Below are 24,125 nucleotides of genomic sequence, written 5' to 3'. Positions count from 1 at the left end.
GCTGGGAACATGGTGCGCGAACCGGCTCCGAACGTGCTGACCGGCTGGGCTGTTCACAGTCCTGGTCCGATCGCGGACTGTCCGCTGGCATCCGTGCACCGTCCTGTGCCCGCGCCGGGTCCTGGCGAGCTGTTGCTGTGGGTGGAGGCGTGTGGCGTCTGCCGCACGGACCTGCACCTGGCCGAAGGCGACCTGCCACCGCACCGGCCGTCGACCGTTCCCGGCCATGAGATCGTCGGCCGCGTGGCCGCCGTCGGCGAATCCGTCACGCGGTTCCGGGCCGGTGACCGCGCTGGTGGGGCGTGGCTGCGGGGCACCTGCGGCAGCTGCCGCTACTGCCGGGCCGGTCGCGAGAACCTCTGCCCTGCCTCCCTCTACACGGGCTGGGACGCGGACGGCGGTTTCGCCGACGCCACCCTCGTCCCGGCGGACTACGCCTACCCGCTCCCGGACGACCAGGACGCCACCCTGCTGGCACCACTGCTGTGTGCCGGGATCATCGGCTACCGGGCGCTGCGTCGTAGCGCCCTGCCGCCCAACGGCCGGCTCGGAATCTACGGCTTCGGGGCCTCGGCCCATCTGGCGGCGCAGGTCGCCCTGGCCGAAGGCGCCACCGTCCACGTGCTGACCCGCTCGGTACGAGCCCGTGAACTCGCCGTCGACCTCGGCGCCTCCTCCGTGGGAGGCGCGTACGACCGCCCTCCCGAACCGCTGGATTCGGCGATCCTGTTCGCGCCGGTAGGTGACCTGGTGCCCGTGGCCCTGGAGGCGCTGGACCGTTCGGGAACGCTCGCCGTTGCGGGCATCCACCTCACCGACATCCCCGCACTCAACTACGGGCGCCACCTCTTCGAGGAGCGGAACCTGCGCAGCGTCACCTCCAACACACGGCAGGACGGCCGCGACTTCCTGGACACGGCCGCGCGGATCGGCATCCAAGTCACCGTCAGCCCGTATCCGTTGAGCCGCGCCGACCAGGCTCTGACGGACCTGGCCGCAGACCAGGTCAACGGCGCCGCCGTGCTCGTGCCCGGATGACCCGCCGCGGCGCACTCCGTGGACGTACCCCGAGCAGTCGGTCCGTGGGTGCAGGCTGTGGCGCAAGTGCCCGGGACGGGCGTCCACCCGAGCGCGACGAAGCTCCCCCAAGCGGGACGGCGCTGAAGGGGTGACGATGGAAACGTCCGTATTCGACCGTGTCGTCCCATGAGAGAGGTGGCAGGCATGACGAATCCCCCCACGGCCTCGGACGACGGCCCGCAGCAACCCCCAGACGCCTCTGCGGAAAGCGAGCACCTGGGGATGCTGACCAACCTCGGCTGGCAGGCCCTGTTCACCATCGGCCTGGCGTCGATCGCCCTGGGCGTGATCGTCCTGGTCTGGCCGGGCAAAACGTTGCTCGTCGTCGGTATCGCCTTCGGCGTCTACCTCTTGGTCAGCGGTGTCTTCCAACTGGCCGGCGCCTTCGGCACACACATTCCCGGGCATCTGCGGGCACTGCACTTCATCACGGGTGCGATCAGTGTGCTCCTCGGACTCATCTGCTTCCGGGGCACCCTGCAATCGACCCTGTTGCTCGCCCTCTGGATCGGCTTCGGCTGGCTGGTGCGCGGCATCATGATGACCGCGGCCGCAGGTTCGGCTCGCCAAGCCCCCGCGCGTGGCTGGCAGCTCTTCCTGGGCATCATCACCCTGCTCGCAGGCATCGTGCTGATCGTCTCGCCGTTCGGTTCGATCGCCGCGCTCACTTCGGTGACGGGCATCATGGCCATCGTCCTGGGCGTCGCAGAGGTGATCAACGCCATTCGCCTGCGCATCGCCATCGGACGCGACACCAAGGGCGCCGCCACCAGGCATCGGCGGTCCATGTTCCACCCACGCCCTCACCCGCAGCACTGACACGAGGGGCTCCTGTCCGGGGCGGCGCGGAGCACGCCGTCCCGGATACCCGGAGCGCTGCAAGGGGCGTCAGGTACGCGCTTTTGCCGACCCGTCGCGCAGCGCCGCGTGCCAGAGTCGCATCGTGCGGGACCACGGGGACGGCCTGCCGTCCGGACCGACCTTGACGAGGGTACGGGTACCCGTGGCCCGGGGCAGCGGATCACCACCCTGCCGGGCATGGAAGCGCCACCTCATGCTCGTACGCCCCAGATGAGTCAGCCACAGGTCGACGGCGAGCCGGTCCGCACCGTCCACCGGGGCCTGGAACTCGATGGCGAACTGGCGCACGACGTAGCGCGGATCGGGGTGACGCTCCCCGGCGCCCCCGGTGTCGTATCCGGCCCCGGCGAAGGCCGCCGTCGTGGCGCGTTCGACCTGCAGGGCGTAACGCGTGTTGTGCAGATGGCCGTTGAGGTCGAGTTCGTCGAAGTGCACCGGCGCGGCGTGAAGGAGATGCGGGACGTCCACGGTGTTCCTCCGGCTCGCCGCTCATGTGCCCGCCGAGGGGGCATATGTGCCTGTTGAGGGGGCATACGATCTCGCTCGATCGATCGATAGCGTAGGGCGTTGATCCGGAGCAACGCAATACTTTCGCCTCTCCGGCGCCCTCAGCGTCGGCCCACCCCTCCAGCGCCTCTCCGACGGAGCGATCAAGGGATGACCAGGGATGTCTTGACCACATTCGGGAATCCCCTCGGCGAGAAGTCTTGTCCCAGCTCGGTTCCGGCCCTACCTTGACGCAAACCAATCGATCGGTCGATCGAGTGAGGGAGACGTCATGACCCGGGATCCAGCAGTACCCCGACAGGCACCACCGCCCGAGGCGGCGTCTCGCCCCCTCGCCACGGAGACGCCCCGCCGGGGCACCGGCAGCCCGACCGCCGCCGGGGATGCCGGCACAGCCACCGGGCGCGCGGGCGGCGACTCCGGCCTCGAACGCGGCCTGCGGAACCGCCAGATGAGCATGATCGCCATCGGCGGGGTGGTCGGCGCGGGCCTGTTCGTGGGGTCGGGAACGGTCATCCGCAGCACCGGCCCGGCGGCCCTGGTCTCGTACGCCATCGCGGGCCTGCTGGTCATCCTCGTCATGCGGATGCTCGCCGAACTGGCCGTGGCGGACCCGAGCACCGGCTCGTTCGCGCACTACGCCTCGCGGGAGTTCGGCAGCTGGTGCGGGCTCGCGATCGGCTGGCTCTACGCCTACTCGTGGTGGGTGACGGTCGGCCTGGAGGCGGTCATCGGCGGCGAGTTGGCCCACCACCTCGTCCCCGCGGTCCCCGCCTGGGTCGCGTCCCTGGTCCTCCTCGCCGCGCTCACGGCGTCCAACCTGATCCACGTGGCCGCGTTCGGCGAGGCGGAGTACTGGTTCGCCCTGATCAAGGTGGTGGCCATCGTCGCCTTCATCGGCCTGGGCGCCCTGGCCGTCGCGGGGCTGCTGCCGGGCACGGACTCCCCCGGCGCGGCCAACCTCCTCGGGCACGGCGGCTTCGCCCCGGAGGGCTGGTACGCGGTCCTGCCGAGCGTCCTGACCGTGATCTTCGCGTTCGGCGGCGCCGAAGTGGTCACCATCGCGGCGGGCGAGGCGCCGCGCCCGGCGGAGGCCGTGCGCAAGGCGATCCGTTCCACCACCGCACGCATCCTCATCTTCTACATCGGCTCCATCGGGGTCATCGTCACGCTGCTGCCGTACGACGAGGCGAGCGTCACGACCAGCCCGTACTCGGCGGCCCTCGATGCGCTGGGCGTGCCCCAGGCGGGCCGGATCATGGACGTGATCGTGCTGATCGCCGTGGCATCCTGCCTGAACTCCGGCCTCTACACGGCGTCCCGCATGCTGTTCGCACTGGCCCACCAGCGCGAGGCGCCCCGCGTCTTCGCGCGGACCCACGCGCGCGGCGTCCCCGTACCCGCCGTGCTTGTGGCCGCTCTGGCCGGGCTCCTCACCCTCGCCTCGAAGTACTTCGCCGGGACCGCCACGCTCTTCACCTTCCTGCTGGACTCCACGGGGGCGGTGATCGTCCTCATGTACCTGTGCGTCGCGGCGTGCCAGATCCGCAGCCGCATGCGGGCGGAGCGCCACGGGCGGACACCGGCGGTGCGGATGTGGGCCTACCCCTACCTGTCGTGGACGGTCGTCGCGGCCCTGACGGCGGTCCTCGTGCTGTTGGCCTTCGACTCCACCACCCAGCGCTCGCTGTTCCTGACGCTGTCGGTCACCGTGGCGGCGGCCGCCGTCGGGGCGCTGCGGCAAAGGCGGGCGCGCACGGGTGACGAGGCCGGGCGGTAGCCACGGCGCCGGGACCGTGGCGGTGCGGCGTCCGGCGCGGCGGCGGGCGCCTGTCCCGGGCGGCTCTCGTGGTTGCGGCGCACGCTTGCCAATCGATCGACCGATAGGGCGCGGTAAACTCGGGCCGTCCGTCCCGCATGCCCGCTCCGAGCGAAGGATCGTCCCCGTGCCCAAGGCTCCCAGCACGCGCGCCGGCGCGAACGCACGTCGCCAGGTCTGGGACGCGGCGATCCGCCTGTTCGCCACGAAAGGCTTCCACGGCGTGGGCATCCGGGAGTTGGCCGAGGGCGCGGGGATGTCGTCCGCGACCCTCTACCACTACATGGGCACCAAGGAGGAGCTGCTCGCCTCGATCATGCGGGCCAGCCTCGACCGGCTGAACGACGCGGCCGAGCGGGTCGTCGCGGACGCGCCCGACCCGCAGTCACAGATCATCCGGCTCGTCCACGTTCACGTGCTCACGCACGCGCTGCGTCCGGAGGAGACCGCCGTGGTCGACAACGAGCTGGAGGCGCTCGGGCCCGAGCGCCGCACGGCGATGGTGGCCCTCAGGGACGCGTACGAGGACCACTGGCGGCGCGCCATCGCCAACGGCTGCGCCTCCGGCCTGTTCACGGTGCCCGACCGGACCTTCGCGCGGATGGCGTTGCTGGAGATGTGCTCCGCGGTGGCCAAGTGGTACTCCCCCGACGGCTCGATCGCGCTCGACGGGGTGGCGACGGCACACGCGCGCCTGGCGCTACAGCTGCTCGGCGTCCCGGCGCACACGATGCCGCGTCCCGCGCCCGCCGAGATCCACGCGGCGCGGGCGCTGGTGGAGGAGATCTGGCAGGTCAGCCTGGGCGCGAGCGCGCCCGCCTCGACCTGACGCCCCTTTGGCCGCTCCCCTCTCGCCTCGCCCTGCGCACGGCGGCGTACGGCCGTCGCCGCCCCTCACCCCACCCCCGTTTCAGACGCCGTAAGTCCGTCGGCTCACCGGGTCCGCACGGCCGCGCACAAGCTCTATCGATCGACCGATCGATAGAGTAACGTGCGCGCTGTTGGGCGACTCCTGAGGAGCACCTTGTGGCTATTGACACCCTTCCCACCGGTACGGCGAACAGCGTCCGTCCGGCCGGCGGCACCGGGGATCCCTGTGTCGCGTACACGGTCCTCGACCACGGCATCGCGCGCATCCGCCTGTCCCGGCCGCACCGCCTGAACGCCGTGACCGAGCGGCTCGTCGACGACCTGCTGGCGGCCCTGCACAGGGCGGCCGACGACGACGTGCGCGCCGTCGTCCTCTGCGGCGCGGGCCGGGCCTTCTGCTCCGGCCACGACCTGAAGGCCGAGCCCGCGCCGGCGGACGCGGCGGGAACCCGCGCCCGCCTGGACCGCATCCAGGACGTGACCCGGATCATCCGGAACGCCCCCTTCCCCGTCGTGGCGGCCGTGCACGGGTACGCGCTGGGGGCGGGCTGCGAGTTCGCCCTCTCCTGCGACCTGGTCGTCGCGGCGGAGGGCACCCGGTTCGGCTTCCCGGAGGTGGGCGTCGGGCTCAGCGTGACCGGGGGCGTCTCACGCCTGCTGACCACCACCGTCGGCGCGATCAAGGCGAAGGAACTCGTCCTGCTGGGCGAGCACTTCGACGCCCGGGAAGCGCGGCGGCTGGGTCTGGTCACCCGGGTCAGCGCACCGGGGCGGCACGAGACCGTGGCGACCGAGCTGGCGTCCGCCCTCGCGGAACGGCCGCCGTTCGCGCTCGCGCTCGCCAAGAAGCTGATCGACGAGGGCCTGGACGGCACCGTCGAGCAGGCCCTGGCGCGTGAGGTGTCGGCGGCCCAGATCACCGGGCACAGCGGCGAACACGACCGCCCCCGGGAGGCGTTCGCCCAGTCGCCCGCGCCGGTCCAGGAGGGCGACCGGTGATCCCGTCCGACGGCCCGGACCGTACGGGCCTGCCGCCGGAGTCCGTACCCGATCTGGCGACGCTCGTGGAACGGGCGGCGGCCCTGTGGCCCGACCGGGTGGCCTGGACGTTCGACGACTACGCCCGCGACCTCACCTTCGCCGACGTCGCACGCGGCGTCCGGCGGACGGCGGCGGACCTGAGCGGGGCGGGTGTCGGGCGGGACGGCCGCGTCGCCGTCCTGCTCCGTAATCGCCCGGAGTTCCCGCTCACCTGGCTTGCCCTGGCGGCGCTCGGCGCCGCCATGGTGCCCGTCAACACGGCCTACCGCAGCCACGACGCGGAGCACGTACTACGGGACTCCGGCGCCCAACTCCTCGTGACATGCGAGGAGTTCCGGCCGATGGCCGAGGAATTGCTGGCGTCCGTCCCCACCCTGCGCGCCGTCCGGTACGTCGACAAGCCATCACCTCCTGTCGTTCCGGCCCCTCTTCCCCACGGCGGCCCGCCCGGCCCCGGCGAACTCGTCAACGTCCAGTACACCTCCGGAACCACCGGCAGCCCCAAGGGCTGCCTCCTGCCGCACCGCTACTGGCTGTCCCTGGCGGGCAGCCTCGTCACCGAGTTCCCGCACCTGGGGCCGGACGACACCCTGCTCACCTGCCAGCCGTTCCACTACATCGACCCGCAGTGGAACGTCGCCGCGGCCCTCCTCTCGGGCAGCCGCCTCGTCGTCCTGGACCGCTTCCACCCCACCACGTTCTGGCAGAAGGTCAGGGAGCACCGCGTCACGTACCTCTACTGCCTGGGCCTGATGCCCACGCTGCTGCTGCGGATGCCGGAGCACCCCGAGGACCGCAACCACCGCGTACGCGCCGTCCAGTGCTCCGCCATTCCACCCGCGCTGCACGCCCGGCTGGAGGAGCGCTGGGGCGTCCCGTGGTACGAGGCGTTCGGCATGACGGAGACCGGCGCGGACCTGCGTGTCGGGCCCGCGGACCACGACGCGGCCGTGGGCAGCGGCTGTATCGGACGGCCGCTGCTCCATCGCGCCGTCCGCATCGCCGGGCCGGACGGCGCCTCGCTCCCGGCCCACGCGGTGGGCGAGATCCAGCTGCGCGGCCCCGGCATGATGGCGGGCTATCTCGGCCGCCCGGACGAGACGGCGGCCGCGTTCGCGGACGGCTGGTTCCACACCGGGGACCTCGGCCACCTGGACGAGGAGGGCCGGGTCCACTTCCGGGGCCGCCTCAAGGACATGATCCGCCGCAGCGGCGAGAACGTCTCGGCGGCCGAGCTGGAGGAGGTGCTCACCGCGCACCCGCGCGTCCACCTGGCCGCCGTCGTCCCGGTCGCCGACGAGCTGCGCGGCGAGGAGATCAAGGCGTACATCGTGCCGGACGGCGAGGAGCCGGCGCCCGATCCGGACGACCTCGCCGCCCACTGCGGCGAACGGCTGGCCGCCTTCAAGGTGCCCCGCTACTGGGAGCTGCGCGACCGGCTCCCCATGACCCCGTCGGAGCGCGTCGCGAAGGGCGAGCTCCGCAAGCACCCCGCACCCGCGGGGCGGACGTACGACCGTCAGGACAAGGTGTGGCGGTGAGGAGAGGAAAACCCGTGCTGCTCGATCTCCTGGTGCGCAACGCGCGCATCCTGACATGCGACGAACAGCGGCCCATGGCACGCACGTTGGGAGTGCTGCACGGTCGCGTCGTCGGCCTCGACGAGGACGTGGAGCACCTCGCCGCGGCCCGTGTGCTCGACGCGGGCGGCGCGACCGTCGTCCCGGGCTTCCACGACGCGCACTGTCACACCGCCTGGTTCGGCCTGTCGCTGAGTCAGCTCGACCTGTCCGGGGCGCGCGATCCGGACGAGGTGCACGCGGCGGTCGCCGCGCACGCGGCGGAGCTGCCCGCCGGGGCGTGGGTCGTCGGAGCGGGTCTCCGGCCCGGCGACATGGACGGCCGCCACCCCCACCGGGACGCCCTGGACAAGGCGGCGGGCGGGCGACCCGTCTGGCTCAAGCACGCCTCGGGGCACGCCTGCATCGTCAACTCCCCGGTCCTGCGGGCGGCCGGCGCCCTGGAGCCGGACTTCGCCGACCCGCCCGGCGGGGTCGTGGCACGGGACGCGGACAGACGGCCGAACGGGCTCCTGGAGGAGACCGCGCAGCGCCTCGTACAGGACCAGGTGCTGCCCTACTCCGTGGCGACCGTCAGCGCGGCGGTCGACCGCGCCACCGGCCACTACCTCACCGAGGGCATCACCAGCTTCACGGAAGCCGGGATCGGTGGCGGCTGGATCGGGCACACCCCCGTGGAACTCGCCGCCTACCAGCACGCCCGTGACACCGGGCGGCTGCACGCACGGGCCCAGCTGATGGTGGCCGCCGATGTCCTGCACCCGCTCACCGCGCATCCGCAGGACGGCATCGCGCTCGGTCTCGATCTGGGGATACGGACAGGTCTGGGGGACGAGACGCTTTCCGTCGGGCCCGTGAAGATCTTCCTGGACGGCTCGTTGTTCGGGCGCACCGCCGCCGTCACCGAACCGTTCTGCGGATGCCCGCACGAGAACACCGGCTACTTCCAGGGCGACCCGGACGCAATGGCCGACACGGTCGTCGCGGCGCACCGGGCGGGCTGGACGGTGGCCGCGCACGCCATCGGCGACCGCGCCGTCGACCTGGCCCTGTCGGCGTACGCACGGGCGCAGCGCGAGGCGCCGCGCGCCGGGGTGCGGCACCGTGTCGAGCACGCGGGGGTGGTACGCCCCGACCAGCTCGCGGCGTTCGCGTCCCTGGGGGTGGTGCCCGTACCGCAGCACAACTTCATCCCGGCCTTCGGCGAGAGCATGGCCGCCGGCCTCGGTGCCCGTCGCGCCGACTGGGCCTACCGGCTGCGCTCGTTCCTCGACCTCGGGCTCACCGTGCCGGGCAGCTCCGACCGGCCCGTCGCGCCGGGCGCGCCGCTCGCCGCGATGCAGGCGATGGTGGAGCGGCTGACGGAGACCGGCGCGCCCTTCGGCCCGCACGAGAGCGTGCCCGCCACCGCGGCCCTGCGCGCCTGGACGGTCGGCTCGGCCCACGCCACCGGCTCCGCGGACCGCAAGGGCCGACTGGCCCCCGGCCTGCTGGCGGACCTCGCGGTGCTCGACGCCGACCCCACCACCTGCGCCCCCGACCGCATCGGCGCCATCACCGTCCTGGCCACACTCGTCGGCGGCCACCCGGCCCACGACCCCCACGGTCTCGTGACGCCCGGCCGCTGAGCCCGACAGACGTGACACTGCTCCCGCCGCGGTGCTCGGCTTTCTGCCGTCCGCCTGTGCCGTGCTGATCGGTGCACAGCCGGCCGGGCGCCGCGTTGGCCGATGCCTCGGCCGCACCCTGGCCAACGGCTGAGGCTCCGGCCCGGGAACCACACCTGGCCTCGGCCGGGCCCTCGCAGAAGCAGCTGTTGATGTCGGGCGCGACGAACTGCCGGGCACCACCCCGGGGACGCGCTCCTGGCGTCACCGGTCGGGCAACTCTCCACCGCATCACCGGAGTTCGCCGCACTGTGGAGCGATCACCGGGTCCGCCCGTGCGAGGCGGACACCTACCGGCTGCGTCATCCGCCGGTCGGCGAGCCCACCGTCACCCAGCAGGTTCTCGTACCCGCCCGCTCCCCCGAAAAGTCCCTGATCCTCGCCACCACGGAGGAGGGCTCCAACTCCCAGGACGCCCTCGTACTCCTCCGCGGACAGCAGCAGGGGACATGACCTCAGCCACCCCCCTCCCACCACAGATTTCCCCGGCAGGTATACATCCTCCTGGCGCTCCGTCACACTTCCTGCTCTCCGCCTTACGGTTCATCGGCCCCAAGGAGTCTTATGTCTCGCGTCCGCTCACCTCGCACGCCACGGCGGAAAATAGCAATGGCCGCCGGGCTGGTGGCGGTGTCGGCAGCCGTCGCCGCTGTCCTGGCATGGCCCGCATCGGCAGGTTCCGCCGCGAACCGCCCCTCCCGGACGGCACACACCAGCAGCTCCTTGCCGGCGACCGCCAACGGCCACGCTCCCACCGCCGCCGCCCCGGCCGCCAAGGGCGGCCGGGTGCTGTGGACCCCGCGCATCAAGGCCGGTCGCTCGGCGTTCCCGGACGTCCAGTGCTCCGGCGGCACTTTCGGGGTGGTGAGCGACCGGGTCAAGGGGAAGGTCTGGCGCGCACGTCAGGCCGGTGGGCGGGAGCGCTGTGAGGCGGTCGGCCCGAAGCTGAAGCTCGGTAGCACCTTCTTTCTGGGCTGGTCATCCAAGGTGAACATCCACGACGGCAAGAGCCGTTACGTCTTTCAGCTGAAGTGCAGTCCGAGCACCGGCACGGCGAACCACCCGGTCGAGATGGACATCACCAAGGGCCGCATCCGCCTGCAGGCGTGGACCCACAAGCATGTCGCGGTGCCGCTGTGGACCGCACGGGTCAAGAACGGCACCTGGCACTCCTACGCCCTGAAGATCCATGAAGGCCGGAAGAGCGGCACCCTTGAACTCTGGTTCGACGGTGCGAAGCAGCGGTTCTCCAACGGCTCGACGCGGTACACCGGCACCACCTACGACGGCACCACCAACTACCTCAAGTGGGGCTCCTACCACCCGTCGACCCGCGACGCCGTGAACTGGTTCACCTCGCCCCGCATGGCCACCACGCTCGCGGCGGCGACCGCCGGTTCGTGATCACGGCCGGTGCGGCGCGGCGCGGCGCGCGGCCGTACTCCCAGGACACCGGCACCGTCTCGGTCGTCGGGGCCCGCAGGACGGGCCACCGCGCCGTGCCGGTCATGGCGCGGTGGCGGATGTCGCGGTGACGACGCACCCGCCATGACGATGTCCACGCCCCCGCTGGAAGGTGGTCCGTCCGCGCCCCTGCCCAGTCCGGGAGCCGGTCGGCGGCACCGGCCCCGGTCTCGCCACCGCACCCGGCTGCGGCATCCTCGGAGCGGGCGGCGCACCTCACAGAGGGGAACGGCCTGCCACTGCGGCATCGGGCGCCTCACCATCGGGCCAGGGATACGACCGACTCGCTCCACGAGCCTCCGTCCGGGGCGACCAGGCGGCGCCGCTCGGCAGGCGTCAGCGACGCCCACGGTCGCCGGATGCCATTGACCAACCCGCCCCGGGCGTCGGGCCCGGACACGAGCAGCGGCTCGCCCCACCGCCGCGCCGGCCGCCACCCGCTGCCCTCCGCTGTGGCCGGACGATCCAGGTCCAGATAGTCGTGCACCGCAGCGAGGGCCTCGTAGGAGATCCAAGAGTACGCCGACCCGAACCGGCCCACGGCTCGCCACGTACGCCGAGCCAGCCCGGCAGCTCGAACAGCGCATGGTCCGGGATCTCGGGCCCGACGAGGTCGCGCGGTTCCGCGAAGCCCTGAAGTGCGCCCACCGGGCGCTCTCCTGACGCCGGAAGAGCGCCCGTCCGCCCGGCCGCCGCGCTTCACTCCGGCCGTCGACGCTCCGGCGCCGCGGGAGAGGCGTGCCATCCGCGCCGGGGTACGGAGCCGAGGAGCAGCTTGGTGTAAGGGTGCTCCGGCGCGTCCAGCACTCGGTCGGTCGGCCCCGTCTCCACGGCCTGTCCCTCCTTGAGTACCAGTACCTCGTCCGCGACGTGCCGGACCACGGCCAGGTCGTGCGTGACGAAGAGGTAGGCGATCCCCGCCTCGCGGCGGATCGTGGCGAGCAGATCGAGAATTTGGGCCTGGATGGACACGTCCAGCGCCGCGACCGCCTCGTCCAGCACGAGGACCCGTGGCTCGACCGCGAGGGCACGCGCGATCGCCACACGCTGGCGTTGCCCGCCGGACAGCCGCCGGGGAAGCGCCGCCGCCTCGCGCTCGCCGAGGCCCACCTGTTCCAGGAGTTCGCGCACCCGGGCGGTGCGGGCCGACGGGGTCAGCGACGTGTGCAGCCGCAGTACCTCCGCCACACAGCCGGCCACCGTCACCCGAGGGTCCAGCGAGAGGTACGGATCCTGGAAGACCATCTGGATCTCCCGGGCCCGGGCCAGACGTTCGCTCCGGCTGCGGGCCCGCGCCGAACGGTCCCGGCCGTCGAGGCGTACGGTGCCGCCGTCGGAGCGTTCCAGGCCGACGAGCATCCGCACAGTGGTCGTCTTGCCGCTGCCGGACTCCCCGACGAGGGCGAGACAGGCCCCCGGCCCCAAGGTGAACGACACGTCGTCGACCGCTTGATGGTCGCCGTACCGCTTGCGCAACCCCTCGACCACGAGGCCCTGCGTTGTCGTTGTCACGGTCCGCGTCACAGCATGATCCCTTCGTCGGCGCGGTGGCACGCGGTGAGACCGTCGCCGTACCGCGCCGGTACGGGGGGCTCCTCGGTGCAGCGCGGCAGTGCGTGGGCGCAGCGCGCGGCGAAGGCACACCCCGAGGGGGCCTCGGCGAGGGAGACGGGGCGGCCGGGGATGGGCCGCGGCGGCGGCGCGTCCCGTTCGATGCGGGGCGCGCAGGTGAGCAGCCCCGCCGTGTACGGGTGACGCGGCCGGTCGAACAGCTCGTCCGTCCTCCGCGTCTCGACGATCCGGCCCGCGTACATCACGTACACGCGGTCGCAGATCGCAGCGGCCAGTTCGAGGTCGTGCGTGACGAACAGGAGGCCGGTGCCGCGCTCGGCTCGCAGCCTGGTGAGGATCGCGATGATCTCCGCCTGGGTCGTGACGTCCAGCGCGGTGGTCGGCTCGTCGGCGACGAGCAGCGCGGGTTCCGCGGCGAGCGCCGCGGCGATCACCACGCGTTGGAGCATGCCGCCGGAGAACTGGTGCGGGTGACGGCGCAGCGCACCCCGCGGATCACGGATGCCGACCGCGTCGAGCAGTTCCTCGGCCCGCGCCGTGGCCGCCGCGGCGGAGGTCCCGGCCGCGCGCAGCCCCTCGGTGAGGAAGTCTCCGACGCGGCGCAGCGGATTGACGGAGGCGCGCGGGTCCTGGAAGACCATGGCGACCTGACGGGCCCGCAGCGCGGTCAACTCCGCGCGGCTCATGGTGAGTACGTCCCGGCCGGCGACCCGCACCTGACCGGTGGTGAGCGCGCCGGGCGGCAGCAGGCCGAGCACACTGCGGCAGGCCACCGACTTGCCGGAGCCGGACTCGCCGACCAGGCCGACGGTCTCTCCCGGAGCGACCCGCAGGCCGACCCCGTCGAGGATCGGACGTGCGGCCTGACCGTCGGGCAGCCGGACGCCGAGCCCGTCGATCTCCAGGACGGGCGCTTCGCCGGGGGCACCGGGAGGAGCGCCGGTGTCGTGCGTGAGGTGCTTCTGCTCGGTCATGTGGTTCACCGCTCCCGCCGTGCGATCCGGTCGGCGAGTCCCTCGCCGACGATGCCGAACGCCACCACGGCGAGCACGATGCAGGCCGAGGGCGCGAGAGCGGGCAGCATCGCTCCCTGGAGGACGGCCGCCTGACCGTCGTTGATCATGGCGCCCCAGTCGGCGGTCGGCGGCTGGACCCCGAAGCCGAGGAAGGACAGCGCCGCGAGGTCCATCAGCGCGTACCCGAAGTTCATCGCGGACTGCGCGAGCACCGTCGGCGCGATGTTGGGCAGCAGATGCCGCAGACAGATGGTCCAGCCCGACCAGCCCTGCACCCGGTAGGACTCGATGTAGGGACGGGCTTTCTCCTGCCGGGCGATCCCGCGCACCAGCCGGCCCGCGTACGGGGTGTAGGCCACGGCCATGGCGACCACGGGCGCCGTCATGCCGGACCCGGCCACGGCGACCAGCAGGATCGCGAGGAGCAGCCCGGGGATCGCGAACACCAGGTCCATCGACCGGGACAGGAACGTGTCCGTCCAGCCACCCCGCCAGGCCGCGACCGCGCCGAGCACCGTGCCGAGGGCGGTGGAGAAAGCGACGACGAGCAGCGGGCCGAGCAGCCCGGTGCGCGCGCCGTGGATGAGCCGGGAGAGGATGTCCCGCCCGGACTGGTCGGTGCCGAGCAGATGGTCGCCCGATGTCCCGACCAGACTGGCCGAGAGGTCGAGCGCCTCGGGATCGTACGGCGCGATGACCGGGGCGAGCGCGGCGACCAGGACGAGCACGGCCAGCACCGCGACGGAGAGCGCGAACAGGGGGCCCTGGCCGAACAGGCGCAGGCCGCGCAGGCCCGGCCGGCGGAACGGCGCGAGGGGCGCGTGCGCCGCGTCGGCCGCGGTTGCGGGTGAGGTCATGAGGAGCCTTCCCCCCGGAGGGACAGACGGGGGTCGATGAGCGGGACGAGCAGGTCGACGACGACGTTCACCACGGCGAAGGCCGCCACGCTGAGCAGCGTGATCGCCTGGACGACGGCGAAGTCCTTGGCGGTCACCGACTGCACGAGCAAGGACCCGAGGCCGGGGACGTTGAAGGCGGTCTCGACGATCGACGTGCTGATGAGCAGTCCGGCGAGCATTGTTCCGCCGACGGTGACGACCGGGCCGAGTGCGTTGCGCAGGACGTGCCTGCGCACCACGGTCCGCCCTGCGACGCCACGGGCACGCGCCACCTCCACGTGTTCACGCCCCAGCTCGTCGAGCATCGCCGAGCGGGTCACCCGCGCGAGCAGTCCCGCGAAGGTCAGCGCCAGGGCGAAGGCCGGGAGCGTCAGGTGATACAGCCGCTCCCCCAGGCCGGTGGGCGTGCCGCCCGGGCCGGGGAACCAGCCGAGGCGTACGGAAAAGACCGACACCAGTGCAATGGCACTGACGAACGCGGGCGTCGCGGTGGCCACCCCGGTACCGATGAGCACGGCACGGTCGAACAGCCCGGGACGCAGCGCGGCGCCGATGCCGGCGGCCACCCCGAGCAGCGCCACGAGCAGCGCGGAGTATCCGATGAGGATCAGCGTCCCCGCCATCCGGGAGCCGATGAGGGACGACACGTCCTGGTGGTACTGGGTGGAGCGGCCGAAGTCGCCCTGGAGCGCCGAGCCGAGCCACTTCACGTACTGCAGGGGCAGCGGGTCGTCCAGGTGGTACTGGGAGCGCAGCGCCTCCACCGCATCCGGGGTTGCCGGACGGCCGTGCAGCAGGAAGGACACCGGGTCGCCGGGCGCGAGATGGACGGAGCCGAAGACCACGAGGGAGGTCACGAACAGCACGGCCACCAGGCCGAGCAGCCGCCCGGTGAGAAATCGGGTCATCGCTTCGCCGCCCCGATGGTCGCCGCCCACGGGTAGTAGAGCTGGGCGATGCCGGTCGGCGCACCGGTGATGCGGTTGCCAAGGAAGACCGAGTACGGGGCCTCGTACACCGGGATGCTCGGGAGGTCCCGCAGGGCGATCCGCTGGAGTTCGGCGGTCAGCTCGGCGCGCGCCTCCGGATCGGGTTCGGCGTTCGCCCGGTCGAAGGCCGCGTCGAACTCGGGGTTGGAGTACTTCCCGTAGTTCCCGAAGTCGCCGGTGTGCAGGTACTGGTAGAACTCCAGTGGGTCCGGGGTGTTGTCGTAGCCGTTGGTGATCACCAGGTCGAGGCCTGCGCGTGCCGACGGGTCGGTGAAGATGCTGCTGTACGCGTCCGGGGAGACGGTCTTGAGGCTGACGTCGAGGCCGATCTGCCGGCCGGCCGCCTGCACGGCATTGGCGACGACGCTGATGTCGGGAGAGAGGGAGCTGGTCACCATCGTGATCTTCTTGCCGTTCGCACCGGCCTTGTGCACGAGCTTCTTCGCCGCGGCGACGTCGTACCCGGGCTCGGGAAGCGAGTCGTAGTACTCGTCGGTCTTCTTCGGGACCAGTGCCCAGGCGCCGCGTGCCGCCGGGGCTTTGGCGGGGACGCCCACGCCGGCCGCCGCGGCCTTGATGATCGCCTTGCGGTCGAGCGCCAACGACAGGGCCCTGCGGACCCTGACGTCGCCGAGCGGGCCCTTGAAGTTGAGCACGGCGAGGTCCGAGGCTGCCGTGTTGGGGCCGAACAGGACCGTCCCCTTGCCGCTGCCGCGCAGCTGGGCCAGGGACGACGACGGCAGCAGGTAGCTGCCGTCGGCGGTGCCGGAGAGGAGCGCGTTGGAACGCGCCGCCGGATCCTCGATGAAGGTGAACTTCACGGACGTCGACTTGGGGATGAGCGAGCGGTCCCAGTAGCGGGGGAACTTCTTCAGCGTCACGCTGTCGCCGCTGGCCCACTTGTCGAGGGCGTACGGGCCGGTGCAGTTGACCCCTCCCTGCGCGGTGCCGTACTTCTTGCCGGCCTTCTTCAGGTACGCGGCGCTCTCGACAGTGCCGGGCGACGCGGCCATCAGCTCGTTGAGCAGGACATCGGGCCTGGTGAGGTGGATCGTCACCGTCAGTGGGCCCGTCTTGTCGATGGCCTTGACGTTCTTGAACGCCGAGGCCCAGGGGGAGCCGACGGCCGGGTCCATGTGGCGCTTCAGGGAGGCGACCACGTCGTCCGCCGTCATGGTCGTGCCGTCGTGGAACGTGACGTTCGGACGCAGTGTGTAGACGAGCGTGCGAGGGTCGGGACGGTCGTACCTGACCGCGAGACCGGGCTCGATCCTGTGCTCGGGGGTGACCCGCATCAACTGCTCGCAGACGTTGGCGAGGACGGTGTTGGGCGGGTAGTCGTAGGCGAGGGCGTAGTCCAGGGTGTACGGCTCCGCGTAGAGGGACCACGTGACGGAGTCCAGGCCGCTCTTCGCGGGAGGCGAGGTCGCAGTGACCTGGTAGTCGGACGCGGCCTGCCGGGGGACGTTGGCGCCGGAGCAGGCGGTGGAGGTGGCCGCGAGGGCGGCGGTGCAGGCGAGCAAGGTGACGGTTCTGCGCATGCGCATGCGGACCAACCCCTTTACGGGTGTTGTGACGGGCGCTGGGGGGATGGAGCGAGTATTGATGCGGGAACGTTCCCGCACAAGGCTTTGCGGGAACGGTTTTGCAGAGGTCGCGAGGGTGGCAACATCACCCTCATGACCGAAGCCCCACGCCAAGCAGGGAAGCCCTCGCAGGCCGGCTCGCGCGTCCGGCTCGTCGATGTCGCCCGCGAGGTGGGTCTGTCGAAGACCACCGTCTCGGCGGCGCTCAACGGCACCGGACGCCTCTCCCCGGCCGTACGGGAGAAAGCGCGCGAAGCCGCGCGGGCAATGGGCTACCGGCCCAACGCCACCGCACGTCAACTGCGCACAGGACGTGCCCGGTTGATCGGATACGTGGTCGGGGAGATGGCCCACGCCCCGTGGACGTTCCTGGAGTCTCCGTACTTCGCCCAGCTGACCGGTGCCACCGCGGCAACCGCGCTCCGGCGTGGCTACGCGGTGGTGCTGCTGCCCGCCGGATCCTTGCAGCGGGAGTGGGCCGACCTGCCGCTCGACGCGGTGGTCGTCGCCGACCCCGTCGCGGGTGACCGGATCGTCGACGATCTCCTCGCCGCCGGCATCCCGGTGTTCAGTGACCGCTCCGTCGAGGGGCGGGCGGGCGCCCACTGGGTGGACGTCGACGCCGCCGCGGCGACCCGCGAGACGCTGGACCACCTCTGGCAGGAGGGGGCCCGGCGGACCGCGATGGTGCTGCCCGACAGTACGACCGGGTTCCACACGGGGGTGCTCGCCGCGTACCGGGACTGGTGCGCGGCGCGCGGCCTGCCGGAGCGGATCGCCCGCGCCGCGACTCCCGGGAACGGGCCGGTCGTCGCGGCGGTCGAGACGGCCCTGACCGGCACCGTGGAGAAGAGCGAGCGCCCCGACGCCCTGTTGGTGGTCGCCGAGGCGAACCCGCCCCTCGTCCTGGAGGCGGCCCGCCGCAACGGCTACGAGGTCCCCGACGACCTGCTCCTGGTGTGCGTGAGCGAGGACATGACCGCCGAGCACACCCAGCCGCCGGTGACCACGCTCAGCCTCCAGCCTCGGGAGGTCGCCCAGGCCGGCACCAACCTCCTCGTGTCCGTCCTGGAGTTGGGCCGTGCGGAGTCGTCCGGCGTACTGGTGCCCACCCGGCTCGACGTGCGGGAGTCCTCGCGGCGGTCGCGGCCCGGCTGAGCGGCACGGCGGCCGGGGCCGCCTCCTGCACGGCCCCGGCCGCCGCCTCACCCGTCAGGCCGCGTGGACGAGCCGGCCTCCCACGTACGTCCGCTCCACGCGTGCCTGCGCGATCTCCTCCGGCGGCGCCGTGAAGATGTCCCGGTCGAGTACCACCAGGTCGGCGAGGTGCCCGGCGCGCAGGCTGCCCGCGTCGTCCAAGCCGTTCACATGGGCGGTGCCCGCGCTGTAGGCAGCGACCGCCGTCTGGAGGTCGAGCCGCTGCTCGGGCAGGAAGACCCGGTCGTCGGTGGCCTCCGGCTCCCTGCGGTTCACCGCCACGTGGATGCCTTCGAGCGGCGCCGGGCTGCTCACCGGCCAGTCGCTGCCCGCCGCCAGTGTCGCGCCGGCGCGTACCAGATCACCGAACGGGTACTGCCAGGCGGCGCGTTCGGGCCCGAGGAACGGGATGGTCAGCTCATCCATCTGCGCCTCGTGGGCGGCCCACAGCGGCTGGATGTTGGCGATCGCCCCGAGCCGGGCGAATCGCGGGACGTCCTCGGGGTGGACGACCTGGAGATGGGCCAGATGGTGGCGGTTGCCGCGCCACCCGTTGGCGGCAAGCGCGGCCTCCACGGCGTCGAGGGCCTCGCGGACCGCACGGTCACCCAGTGCGTGGAAGTGGACCTGGAAGTCGAGCGCGTCGAGGCGTGTGACGTACTCCCGCAGCGCGACGGGGTCGACAAAGCTGAGGCCGGTGTTGGCGGTGGCGCAGCCGCAGCCGTCGAGATACGGAGCGGTCATCGCGGCGGTGAAGTTCTCCGCGATGCCGTCCTGCATGATCTTCACGGAGTCCGCGCGGAACCGCCCGTGGCGCAACTGCGCGCGCAGCGCGACCAGTTGATCGATCTGTTCGGCGCCGCGCTCCCGGTCCCACCACAGCGCACCGGTCACCCGTGCGGTGAGCGAACCATCGCGGGCCGCCGCCAGATAGGCGTCCGACGGGTCGGGCTTCCCGCCGAACACCCCGAGCAGTGCGTCCTGCCAGCCCGTGACGCCGAGAGAGTGCAGCAGTTCCTGCGCGCGCAACAGCCCGGCAAGGCGGTCCGCCGGGGTGCTCGGCGGAACCAGCCGGGCGATCAGGGCGGTCGCGCCCTCCTGGAGCATCCCGGTCGGCGTGCCGTCCGGCTCCCGCTCGATCCGCCCGTCGGCCGGGTCGGGGGTCTGCGCGGTGATCCCGGCCAGTTCGAGCGCGCGCGTGTTGGCCCAGGCGCCGTGGTGGTCCCGGTTCGAGAGAAGCGCCGGGCGGTCCGGGACGACCGAGTCGAGCAGCTGCCGGGTGGGCAGCCCGCCCTCGAAGCTCTCCAGGGACCAGCCGCCTCCGGTGATCCACACGTGGTCGGGGTGGGCCTTCGCATACGCCCCGATCAGGTCCAGGTACTCGGCGGCCCCGACCGTCCCGGTCAGATCGCACTCGGCCAGCTCGGCCCCGCCGTACACGGCGTGGATGTGAGCGTCCTGGAACCCCGGGAGGAGGAGCTTGCCGCGCAGGTCCACGACCTCGGTGGCGGGACCGATGAGGTCGCGTACCTCGTCGTGGCCGACGGCGGCGATCCGGTCGCCGACGACGGCGAGCGAGGAGGCCCGGCTGCGGGCCGGGTCCGCGGTGAAGACGGGGCCGCGAGTGAAGACCAGATCGGCTGTGGTGGTCATGGGCTGCTCCAGGAGACGAGTGGGACGGCGGTCGGGAAAGAGCGGAGGGCGCCATGGCGGAGGCGACGGGCGTCATGCAATAAGGGAGACGGTTCACACGTCAATAGTGTTGACGTAAGGTCGCGCCATGGTCGAACGTGTGGTTCCCGAAGGCAAGCGGCAGCGCCGCAGGCCCACCAAGCAGGGCGCAGTGCTCTCCGAGCGGCTGATCGTCGAGACCGCGCTGAACCTGATCGCGCAGCACGGCGCCGAAGCGCTCTCCGTACGGCGGCTCGGCGCCGCGCTGGGTGCCGACCCCAGCGCGCTGTACCGCTATTTCCGCAACACCGACGCCCTGATGCTCGCCGTCGCCGACGAACTGATCGGCCGCGCTCAGCAGGGCTGGGCCCCGACCGGCTACTGGCGGGCGGACCTGCGCGCCATCGGTCTGCGGATCCACGGCTCGTACCGGTCGAATCCCCAGGCCGCCCTGCTCGCGGCGCACCGGACAACCGGCCGGCCCCATGAGATGCGCGCGGTCGAGACGGTCTTGGGCGTGCTGCGGGAGGCGGGATTTCCGGACGGGCTCGCGGTGCGGGTCTACCACGCCTTCGTGGACCAGGCCCTGGCGTTCGCGGCCCAGGACGCCGCGACCCTCGCCCTGCCGTCGGCCGCCAAGGAGGCCGACGCCGAGGTCTGGCAGGAGGTGTACGGCAGGCTGACCTCCGACACACACCCGCACATTGCCGCCACCTTCCCACTGCTCGCCGCCGACATGAGGGGCAGCGGCTACCCCTTCGCACTGGAGCTGATGCTCGACGCGGTGGCGGCGCTCAAGCCCGTGGCCGACGCGAGGTAGCCGGGCCTTATGTCAACGGCATTGACCTTGAAGGGGCCGACGGAGTCTGATGGGCGGCACTTCGGAGGGCCCGTGCCCCGGCCACCTCCGCGATCCGAAGGAGCCCCACCCGGTGAACCCTCTCGCCTCACTCGCCGACGCCGCACCGACCCCGTTCTGGCTCGACGATCCGCAGCGGCCGGAGCCGCACCCCGCACTCGTCGACGGCACCCGCTGCGACCTGCTCGTCGTCGGCGGGGGCTACACCGGCCTGTGGACCGCCCTCCTCGCCAAGGAACGCGACCCCGACGTGGACGTCGTGCTCATCGAGGCCGACCGGGTCGGGGGCGCCGCCTCCGGCCGCAACGGCGGCTTCTGTGAGGCCGGCCTCACCCATGGACTGAGCAACGGCCTACAGCGCTGGCCCGACGAGATCGGGCTGCTCGAACGGCTCGGCCGCGAGAACCTCCAGGCGATCGAGGACACCATCGCCCGGCACGACATCGACTGCTCCTGGGAGCGCACCGGCTCCCTCGCCGTCGCCACCGAGCCGTACCAACTCGACGGCTTGGCGGAAGAGGCCGAGGCGTCCGCCCGGTACGGCGGCGATCCGCTCCTGCTCGACGCCGAGGCCGTCCGTGCGGAGGTCGACTCGCCGACGTTTCTCGGGGGCCTGTGGACCAGGCACGACGTGGCGATGGTCAACCCCGCCCGGCTCGCCTGGGGCCTCAAGCGCGCCTGCCTCGACCTCGGCGTCCGGGTTCACGAGCACACGCCCGCCACCTCGCTCGACGGCCACGGCACGGTGATCTCCGTCCGCACCCCCTACGGCCGCGTCATCGCCCGGAGGGTCGCGCTCGCCACCAACGCCTACCCGTCCCCGCTCCGCCGCCACCGCCCGTACACCGTCCCCGTGTACGACTACGCGCTGATGACCGAGCCACTGACCGACGAGCAGCTGGCCTCCGTGGGCTGGCGGCACCGCCAGGGCTTCGCGGACTGCGCCAACCAGTTCCACTACGTACGCCTCTCCGCCGACAACCGCATTCTGTGGGGCGGTTACGACGCGATCCACCGCTTCCGGGGCCGCGTCCGCGCCGAACACGACCAGCGGGCCGAGACGTTCGCCACCCTCGCCCGGCACTTCTTCACCACCTTCCCGCAGCTCGAAGGGCTCCGGTTCACGCACGCCTGGGGTGGGGCCATCGACACCAGCACGCGTTTCTGTGTCTTCTTCGACACGAGTCACCAGGGGAAGGTCGCCTATGCGGCCGGGTTCACCGGTCTCGGGGTCGGCGCCAGCCGCTTCGGCGCCGAGACCATGCTCGACCTGCTCGCGGGCAACCGCACCGAGCGCACGCGCCTGGAACTCGTCCGCCGCAAGCCCCTGCCATTTCCGCCCGAGCCCGTTCGCTCCCTCGGCATCGGCGTCACCAAGTGGTCCCTCGCCCACGCCGATCGCCACCAGGGCCGCCGCAACGCGTGGCTCAAGACGCTCGACCGCTTCGGCATCGGCTTCGACAGCTGACCCCGCACTCCAGGAGCTGCCGATGCCGGGTTCCGTCGCCGCCGGATGCCCGTCGTCGCCGGGCCGGCCGGGACCGCCGCCATCCGGACGGGTCGGTTCACTTGACGTGCCTCGCGATGCGGGTGGCGCTGTTGAGGAGGGATTCGAGCGGTCCGCGCGAGAAGTGGCGTGACCAGGAGACGGCGAACAGTGCGCTCACCACGATGAACACGATCAGGAGCAGCAGTGGTTCGCCCGGCAGCTCCTCCATGCCCAGCAGGTTGATCGCGACGATGTGGAAGACGTACACCGTCAGGGACATGGTGCCGACCGCGATGACCGGACGGGCCAGGCGCCGGAAGGAAACCAGACGGTCGCAGGCGGTGATGCAGGCGATCAGAACGAGGAGGGCGACTCCGGTGTTGCCCAGGATGGACAGTGTGGTCTCGCTGTGCGGTGAAGCGGTCAGCAGCCAGGCCGGGGTGTCGGTGGTCGGATCGCCCGCGATGTCCGACCACCACGCTGACATCACCGACCCGGTGCCCGTGCCGGATTCCCCACCGGACCCGTATGCCTCGGCGAGGCCGCCCGCGGCGCCCGGCACCAGGTGCAGGGCGAGCCAGGATCCTCCGTAGCCGAGGACGGCGACGGCGGCGCCGGTGAGCGCGAGGCGGAGGCGGACCGCCGTGGAGGCGAGGTCGAGGCGGGCGACGGCCATTCCGGCGATGACGAACGGCAGCCAGCTCAGCGCGGGATAGCTGCCGGTGAACAGCAGATCGACCAGGACGGCACCGGGACCCCCCATACCGGCGGCCCAGCTCCCCACTCCAGGGCCGCCGCTCTCGATCGCCCATTCCACCATGAACCGCACCTGCGGGAGCACAAGCGCCGTGCCGACGGCGATGGCGGCCAGCCGCCCGGCGCCGAGCCGGTACAGCGGCAGCACCAGCACGAAGTACAGCCCGTAGAAGGCGAGGATCACCTCGATGGGAGTGCCGGTCTTGGTCAGCAGCGTGCCCAGCACCAGCAGGATCGCGGCCCGGATGAGGACTTTGGCGACGGCCTGACGGCCCTCGCGCCCGGTCTTGGGAGTGCGGCGGCCGGTCATCAAGATGACCGAGAAGCCGGCCAGAAGGGCGAAGAGCGCCGAGGCCCGCCCGTGGGACAACTCCATCAGGAAGCCGGTGATCCCACCCTCGGACGGATCGGGGCCCACATGGGCCGCGAACATCCCGAAGACCGCCAGGCCCCGGGCGAGGTCCACACCGACGAGCCGGCCCACGCCGCGGGCGCGGGCCGCAACCGCCGGGTACATGGCCGACTGCGGTGCCGGAACCTCTGCGGGAACTGGGGTCTGATGCATGCTTCCAGGTTCGGAAATCCGCGGACCGCCAGACATCCGGCGGATGTCCGGTGCGCACCCCCCACCTGGCGGGTATCGCCCCGTCGACCAGCGGTACCCGGCCCTCCCACCGACGTCCGTCGGAGTTCGGACCGCCGGGTGGCGGGTGTGCACCGGACGGATGGCGGGTACCGCGCTCCACCGGGTCCGATCAAGGCTCGGGGCATGAGACAGAGCACGGCCCCCCGGCCGGCTGCGGCGTCCGGTGGCCGCCAGACGCTGGGCTTCGAGGAGTACGTACGCAGCCGGCAGGGCACCCTGCTGCGCAGCGCCCACCGCCTGGTCGCCGACCCGGTCGATGCCCAGGAGGTGGTCGGCCCCTTCGCGACGCTCCACGCGAGCACCGGCAGACACACGAGGCGGCGTGAGCGCGGAGTGCCTTGCGGACGGCCCGCACGTACCCATGCCCCCCGCGGCTGCGGCCTGCCGTCCGGCACCCGTCGGAGATCATCCAGCCGACCGGCCGGGCACTCCCGCCGAACGGCTGGACGTACCCCGCCGGTCGGCTGCCGCACCCGTCCGAAGGGCCTGTGACGCGGCCTCTGCCCCTAGGGTCGGCACGAAGACGATCAGGTGCCGCGTGGGCAAGTACGACAGC

General features: G+C 72.2%; 19 protein-coding genes and 1 pseudogene. 12 read left to right on the top strand and 8 right to left on the bottom strand.

Annotation, left to right across the window (positions count from 1 at the left end; all coding sequences use genetic code 11):
• Positions 1-9: 9 nt before the first annotated feature.
• Positions 10-1,038: a zinc-dependent alcohol dehydrogenase family protein gene (locus OG422_RS28990; protein WP_405747152.1), complete on the top strand. Its 1,029-nt coding sequence runs from the start codon at positions 10-12 to the stop codon at positions 1,036-1,038.
• 186 nt (positions 1,039-1,224) lie between these two features.
• A complete protein-coding gene (locus OG422_RS28985; protein WP_405747150.1) occupies positions 1,225-1,899 on the top strand; it encodes an HdeD family acid-resistance protein in 675 nt (224 codons plus the stop codon).
• A 69-nt stretch (positions 1,900-1,968) separates the two neighbouring features.
• Here OG422_RS28985 and OG422_RS28980 read toward each other — a convergent pair whose 3' ends face one another.
• Positions 1,969-2,409 (bottom strand): acyl-CoA thioesterase, encoded by a 441-nt coding sequence (locus tag OG422_RS28980; RefSeq protein WP_405747148.1) that lies wholly within the window; start codon positions 2,407-2,409, stop codon positions 1,969-1,971.
• Between the two features lie 310 nt (positions 2,410-2,719).
• On the opposite strand from OG422_RS28980, the gene OG422_RS28975 reads away from it, so the two are divergent.
• The 7 genes and pseudogenes from OG422_RS28975 to OG422_RS28945 all read left to right on the top strand — a co-directional run bounded on the left by OG422_RS28975 (position 2,720) and on the right by OG422_RS28945 (position 10,829).
• Positions 2,720-4,228 (top strand): amino acid permease, encoded by a 1,509-nt coding sequence (locus OG422_RS28975; protein WP_405747146.1) that lies wholly within the window; start codon positions 2,720-2,722, stop codon positions 4,226-4,228.
• 166 nt (positions 4,229-4,394) lie between these two features.
• Positions 4,395-5,096, top strand: a complete 702-nt coding sequence (locus OG422_RS28970; protein WP_405747144.1) for a TetR/AcrR family transcriptional regulator — start codon at positions 4,395-4,397, stop codon at positions 5,094-5,096.
• Between the two features lie 197 nt (positions 5,097-5,293).
• Positions 5,294-6,136 carry an enoyl-CoA hydratase/isomerase family protein gene (locus OG422_RS28965; RefSeq protein WP_405747143.1) on the top strand — a complete coding sequence of 281 codons (843 nt, stop codon included), beginning with the start codon at positions 5,294-5,296 and terminating at the stop codon, positions 6,134-6,136.
• Positions 6,133-7,719, top strand: coding sequence for an AMP-binding protein (locus tag OG422_RS28960; RefSeq protein ID WP_405747141.1), 1,587 nt, complete (start codon positions 6,133-6,135; stop codon positions 7,717-7,719). The genes OG422_RS28965 and OG422_RS28960 overlap by 4 nt, the downstream gene beginning before the upstream one ends.
• Before the next feature lie 14 nt (positions 7,720-7,733).
• Positions 7,734-9,386, top strand: a complete 1,653-nt coding sequence (locus OG422_RS28955) for an amidohydrolase (protein ID WP_405747139.1) — start codon at positions 7,734-7,736, stop codon at positions 9,384-9,386.
• A gap of 210 nt (positions 9,387-9,596) precedes the next feature.
• Positions 9,597-9,878: pseudogene (locus OG422_RS28950) on the top strand (transcriptional regulator); the annotation flags it as partial.
• 156 nt (positions 9,879-10,034) lie between these two features.
• Entirely contained in the window at positions 10,035-10,829 is a 795-nt protein-coding gene (locus OG422_RS28945; RefSeq protein WP_405747137.1) for a heparin lyase I family protein, read from the top strand.
• Between the two features lie 759 nt (positions 10,830-11,588).
• Here the strand turns inward: OG422_RS28945 and OG422_RS28940 are convergent.
• Genes OG422_RS28940 through OG422_RS28920 form a run of 5 tightly spaced genes read right to left on the bottom strand, consistent with a single transcriptional unit; the run spans position 11,589 to position 16,912 of the window.
• Positions 11,589-12,401 carry an ABC transporter ATP-binding protein gene (locus OG422_RS28940; RefSeq protein WP_405747136.1) on the bottom strand — a complete coding sequence of 271 codons (813 nt, stop codon included), beginning with the start codon at positions 12,399-12,401 and terminating at the stop codon, positions 11,589-11,591.
• 8 nt (positions 12,402-12,409) lie between these two features.
• Positions 12,410-13,435: an ABC transporter ATP-binding protein gene (locus OG422_RS28935; RefSeq protein ID WP_405747135.1), complete on the bottom strand. Its 1,026-nt coding sequence runs from the start codon at positions 13,433-13,435 to the stop codon at positions 12,410-12,412.
• 5 nt (positions 13,436-13,440) lie between these two features.
• Positions 13,441-14,334 (bottom strand): ABC transporter permease, encoded by an 894-nt coding sequence (locus OG422_RS28930; protein WP_405747133.1) that lies wholly within the window; start codon positions 14,332-14,334, stop codon positions 13,441-13,443.
• Positions 14,331-15,284 carry an ABC transporter permease gene (locus OG422_RS28925; RefSeq protein WP_405747131.1) on the bottom strand — a complete coding sequence of 318 codons (954 nt, stop codon included), beginning with the start codon at positions 15,282-15,284 and terminating at the stop codon, positions 14,331-14,333. Before OG422_RS28925 ends, OG422_RS28930 begins: the two co-directional genes overlap by 4 nt.
• Entirely contained in the window at positions 15,281-16,912 is a 1,632-nt protein-coding gene (locus OG422_RS28920) for an ABC transporter substrate-binding protein (RefSeq protein WP_143939517.1), read from the bottom strand. The genes OG422_RS28925 and OG422_RS28920 overlap by 4 nt, the downstream gene beginning before the upstream one ends.
• 132 nt (positions 16,913-17,044) lie before the next feature.
• Here OG422_RS28920 and OG422_RS28915 point away from each other — a divergent pair, with 132 nt between their 5' ends.
• Positions 17,045-18,109, top strand: coding sequence for a LacI family DNA-binding transcriptional regulator (locus OG422_RS28915; RefSeq protein ID WP_405747128.1), 1,065 nt, complete (start codon positions 17,045-17,047; stop codon positions 18,107-18,109).
• Between the two features lie 54 nt (positions 18,110-18,163).
• On the opposite strand, the gene OG422_RS28910 is transcribed toward OG422_RS28915, so the two are convergent.
• Positions 18,164-19,801, bottom strand: a complete 1,638-nt coding sequence (locus OG422_RS28910; protein ID WP_143939519.1) for an amidohydrolase — start codon at positions 19,799-19,801, stop codon at positions 18,164-18,166.
• 127 nt (positions 19,802-19,928) lie between these two features.
• Between OG422_RS28910 and OG422_RS28905 the strand changes: the two genes are divergently transcribed.
• Together OG422_RS28905 and OG422_RS28900 are read left to right on the top strand one after the other, a co-directional pair.
• On the top strand, positions 19,929-20,639 hold the full coding sequence (locus OG422_RS28905) for a TetR/AcrR family transcriptional regulator (protein ID WP_405747126.1): 711 nt from the start codon (positions 19,929-19,931) through the stop codon (positions 20,637-20,639).
• A 112-nt stretch (positions 20,640-20,751) separates the two neighbouring features.
• Positions 20,752-22,146 (top strand): NAD(P)/FAD-dependent oxidoreductase, encoded by a 1,395-nt coding sequence (locus tag OG422_RS28900; protein ID WP_405747124.1) that lies wholly within the window; start codon positions 20,752-20,754, stop codon positions 22,144-22,146.
• Positions 22,147-22,243: 97 nt separating this feature from the next.
• Here OG422_RS28900 and OG422_RS28895 read toward each other — a convergent pair whose 3' ends face one another.
• Complete coding sequence (locus tag OG422_RS28895; protein WP_405747122.1) at positions 22,244-23,488, bottom strand: DUF418 domain-containing protein; 1,245 nt, start codon at positions 23,486-23,488, stop codon at positions 22,244-22,246.
• Positions 23,489-24,125 lie beyond the last annotated feature (637 nt).

Source organism: Streptomyces sp. NBC_01525, assembly GCF_045040405.1.
GTDB lineage: Bacteria > Actinomycetota > Actinomycetes > Streptomycetales > Streptomycetaceae > Streptomyces > Streptomyces benahoarensis.
Note: the sequence above shows the minus strand (reverse complement) of the source record. Positions and strands in the feature narration are given on the sequence as shown.

Excerpts from the sequence above, each read along its gene's own strand:
- OG422_RS28915 (WP_405747128.1), top strand. The coding sequence starts at position 17,045 with ATGACCGAAGCCCCACGCCAAGCAGGGAAGCCCTCGCAGGCCGGCTCG.
- OG422_RS28975 (WP_405747146.1), top strand. The coding sequence starts at position 2,720 with ATGACCCGGGATCCAGCAGTACCCCGACAGGCACCACCGCCCGAGGCG.
- OG422_RS28930 (WP_405747133.1), bottom strand. The coding sequence starts at position 14,334 with ATGACCTCACCCGCAACCGCGGCCGACGCGGCGCACGCGCCCCTCGCG.
- OG422_RS28910 (WP_143939519.1), bottom strand. The coding sequence starts at position 19,801 with ATGACCACCACAGCCGATCTGGTCTTCACTCGCGGCCCCGTCTTCACC.
- OG422_RS28905 (WP_405747126.1), top strand. The coding sequence starts at position 19,929 with ATGGTCGAACGTGTGGTTCCCGAAGGCAAGCGGCAGCGCCGCAGGCCC.
- OG422_RS28925 (WP_405747131.1), bottom strand. The coding sequence starts at position 15,284 with ATGACCCGATTTCTCACCGGGCGGCTGCTCGGCCTGGTGGCCGTGCTG.
- OG422_RS28990 (WP_405747152.1), top strand. The coding sequence starts at position 10 with ATGGTGCGCGAACCGGCTCCGAACGTGCTGACCGGCTGGGCTGTTCAC.
- OG422_RS28985 (WP_405747150.1), top strand. The coding sequence starts at position 1,225 with ATGACGAATCCCCCCACGGCCTCGGACGACGGCCCGCAGCAACCCCCA.
- OG422_RS28935 (WP_405747135.1), bottom strand. The coding sequence starts at position 13,435 with ATGACCGAGCAGAAGCACCTCACGCACGACACCGGCGCTCCTCCCGGT.
- OG422_RS28895 (WP_405747122.1), bottom strand. The coding sequence starts at position 23,488 with ATGCATCAGACCCCAGTTCCCGCAGAGGTTCCGGCACCGCAGTCGGCC.
- OG422_RS28920 (WP_143939517.1), bottom strand. The coding sequence starts at position 16,912 with ATGCGCATGCGCAGAACCGTCACCTTGCTCGCCTGCACCGCCGCCCTC.
- OG422_RS28945 (WP_405747137.1), top strand. The coding sequence starts at position 10,035 with ATGGCCGCCGGGCTGGTGGCGGTGTCGGCAGCCGTCGCCGCTGTCCTG.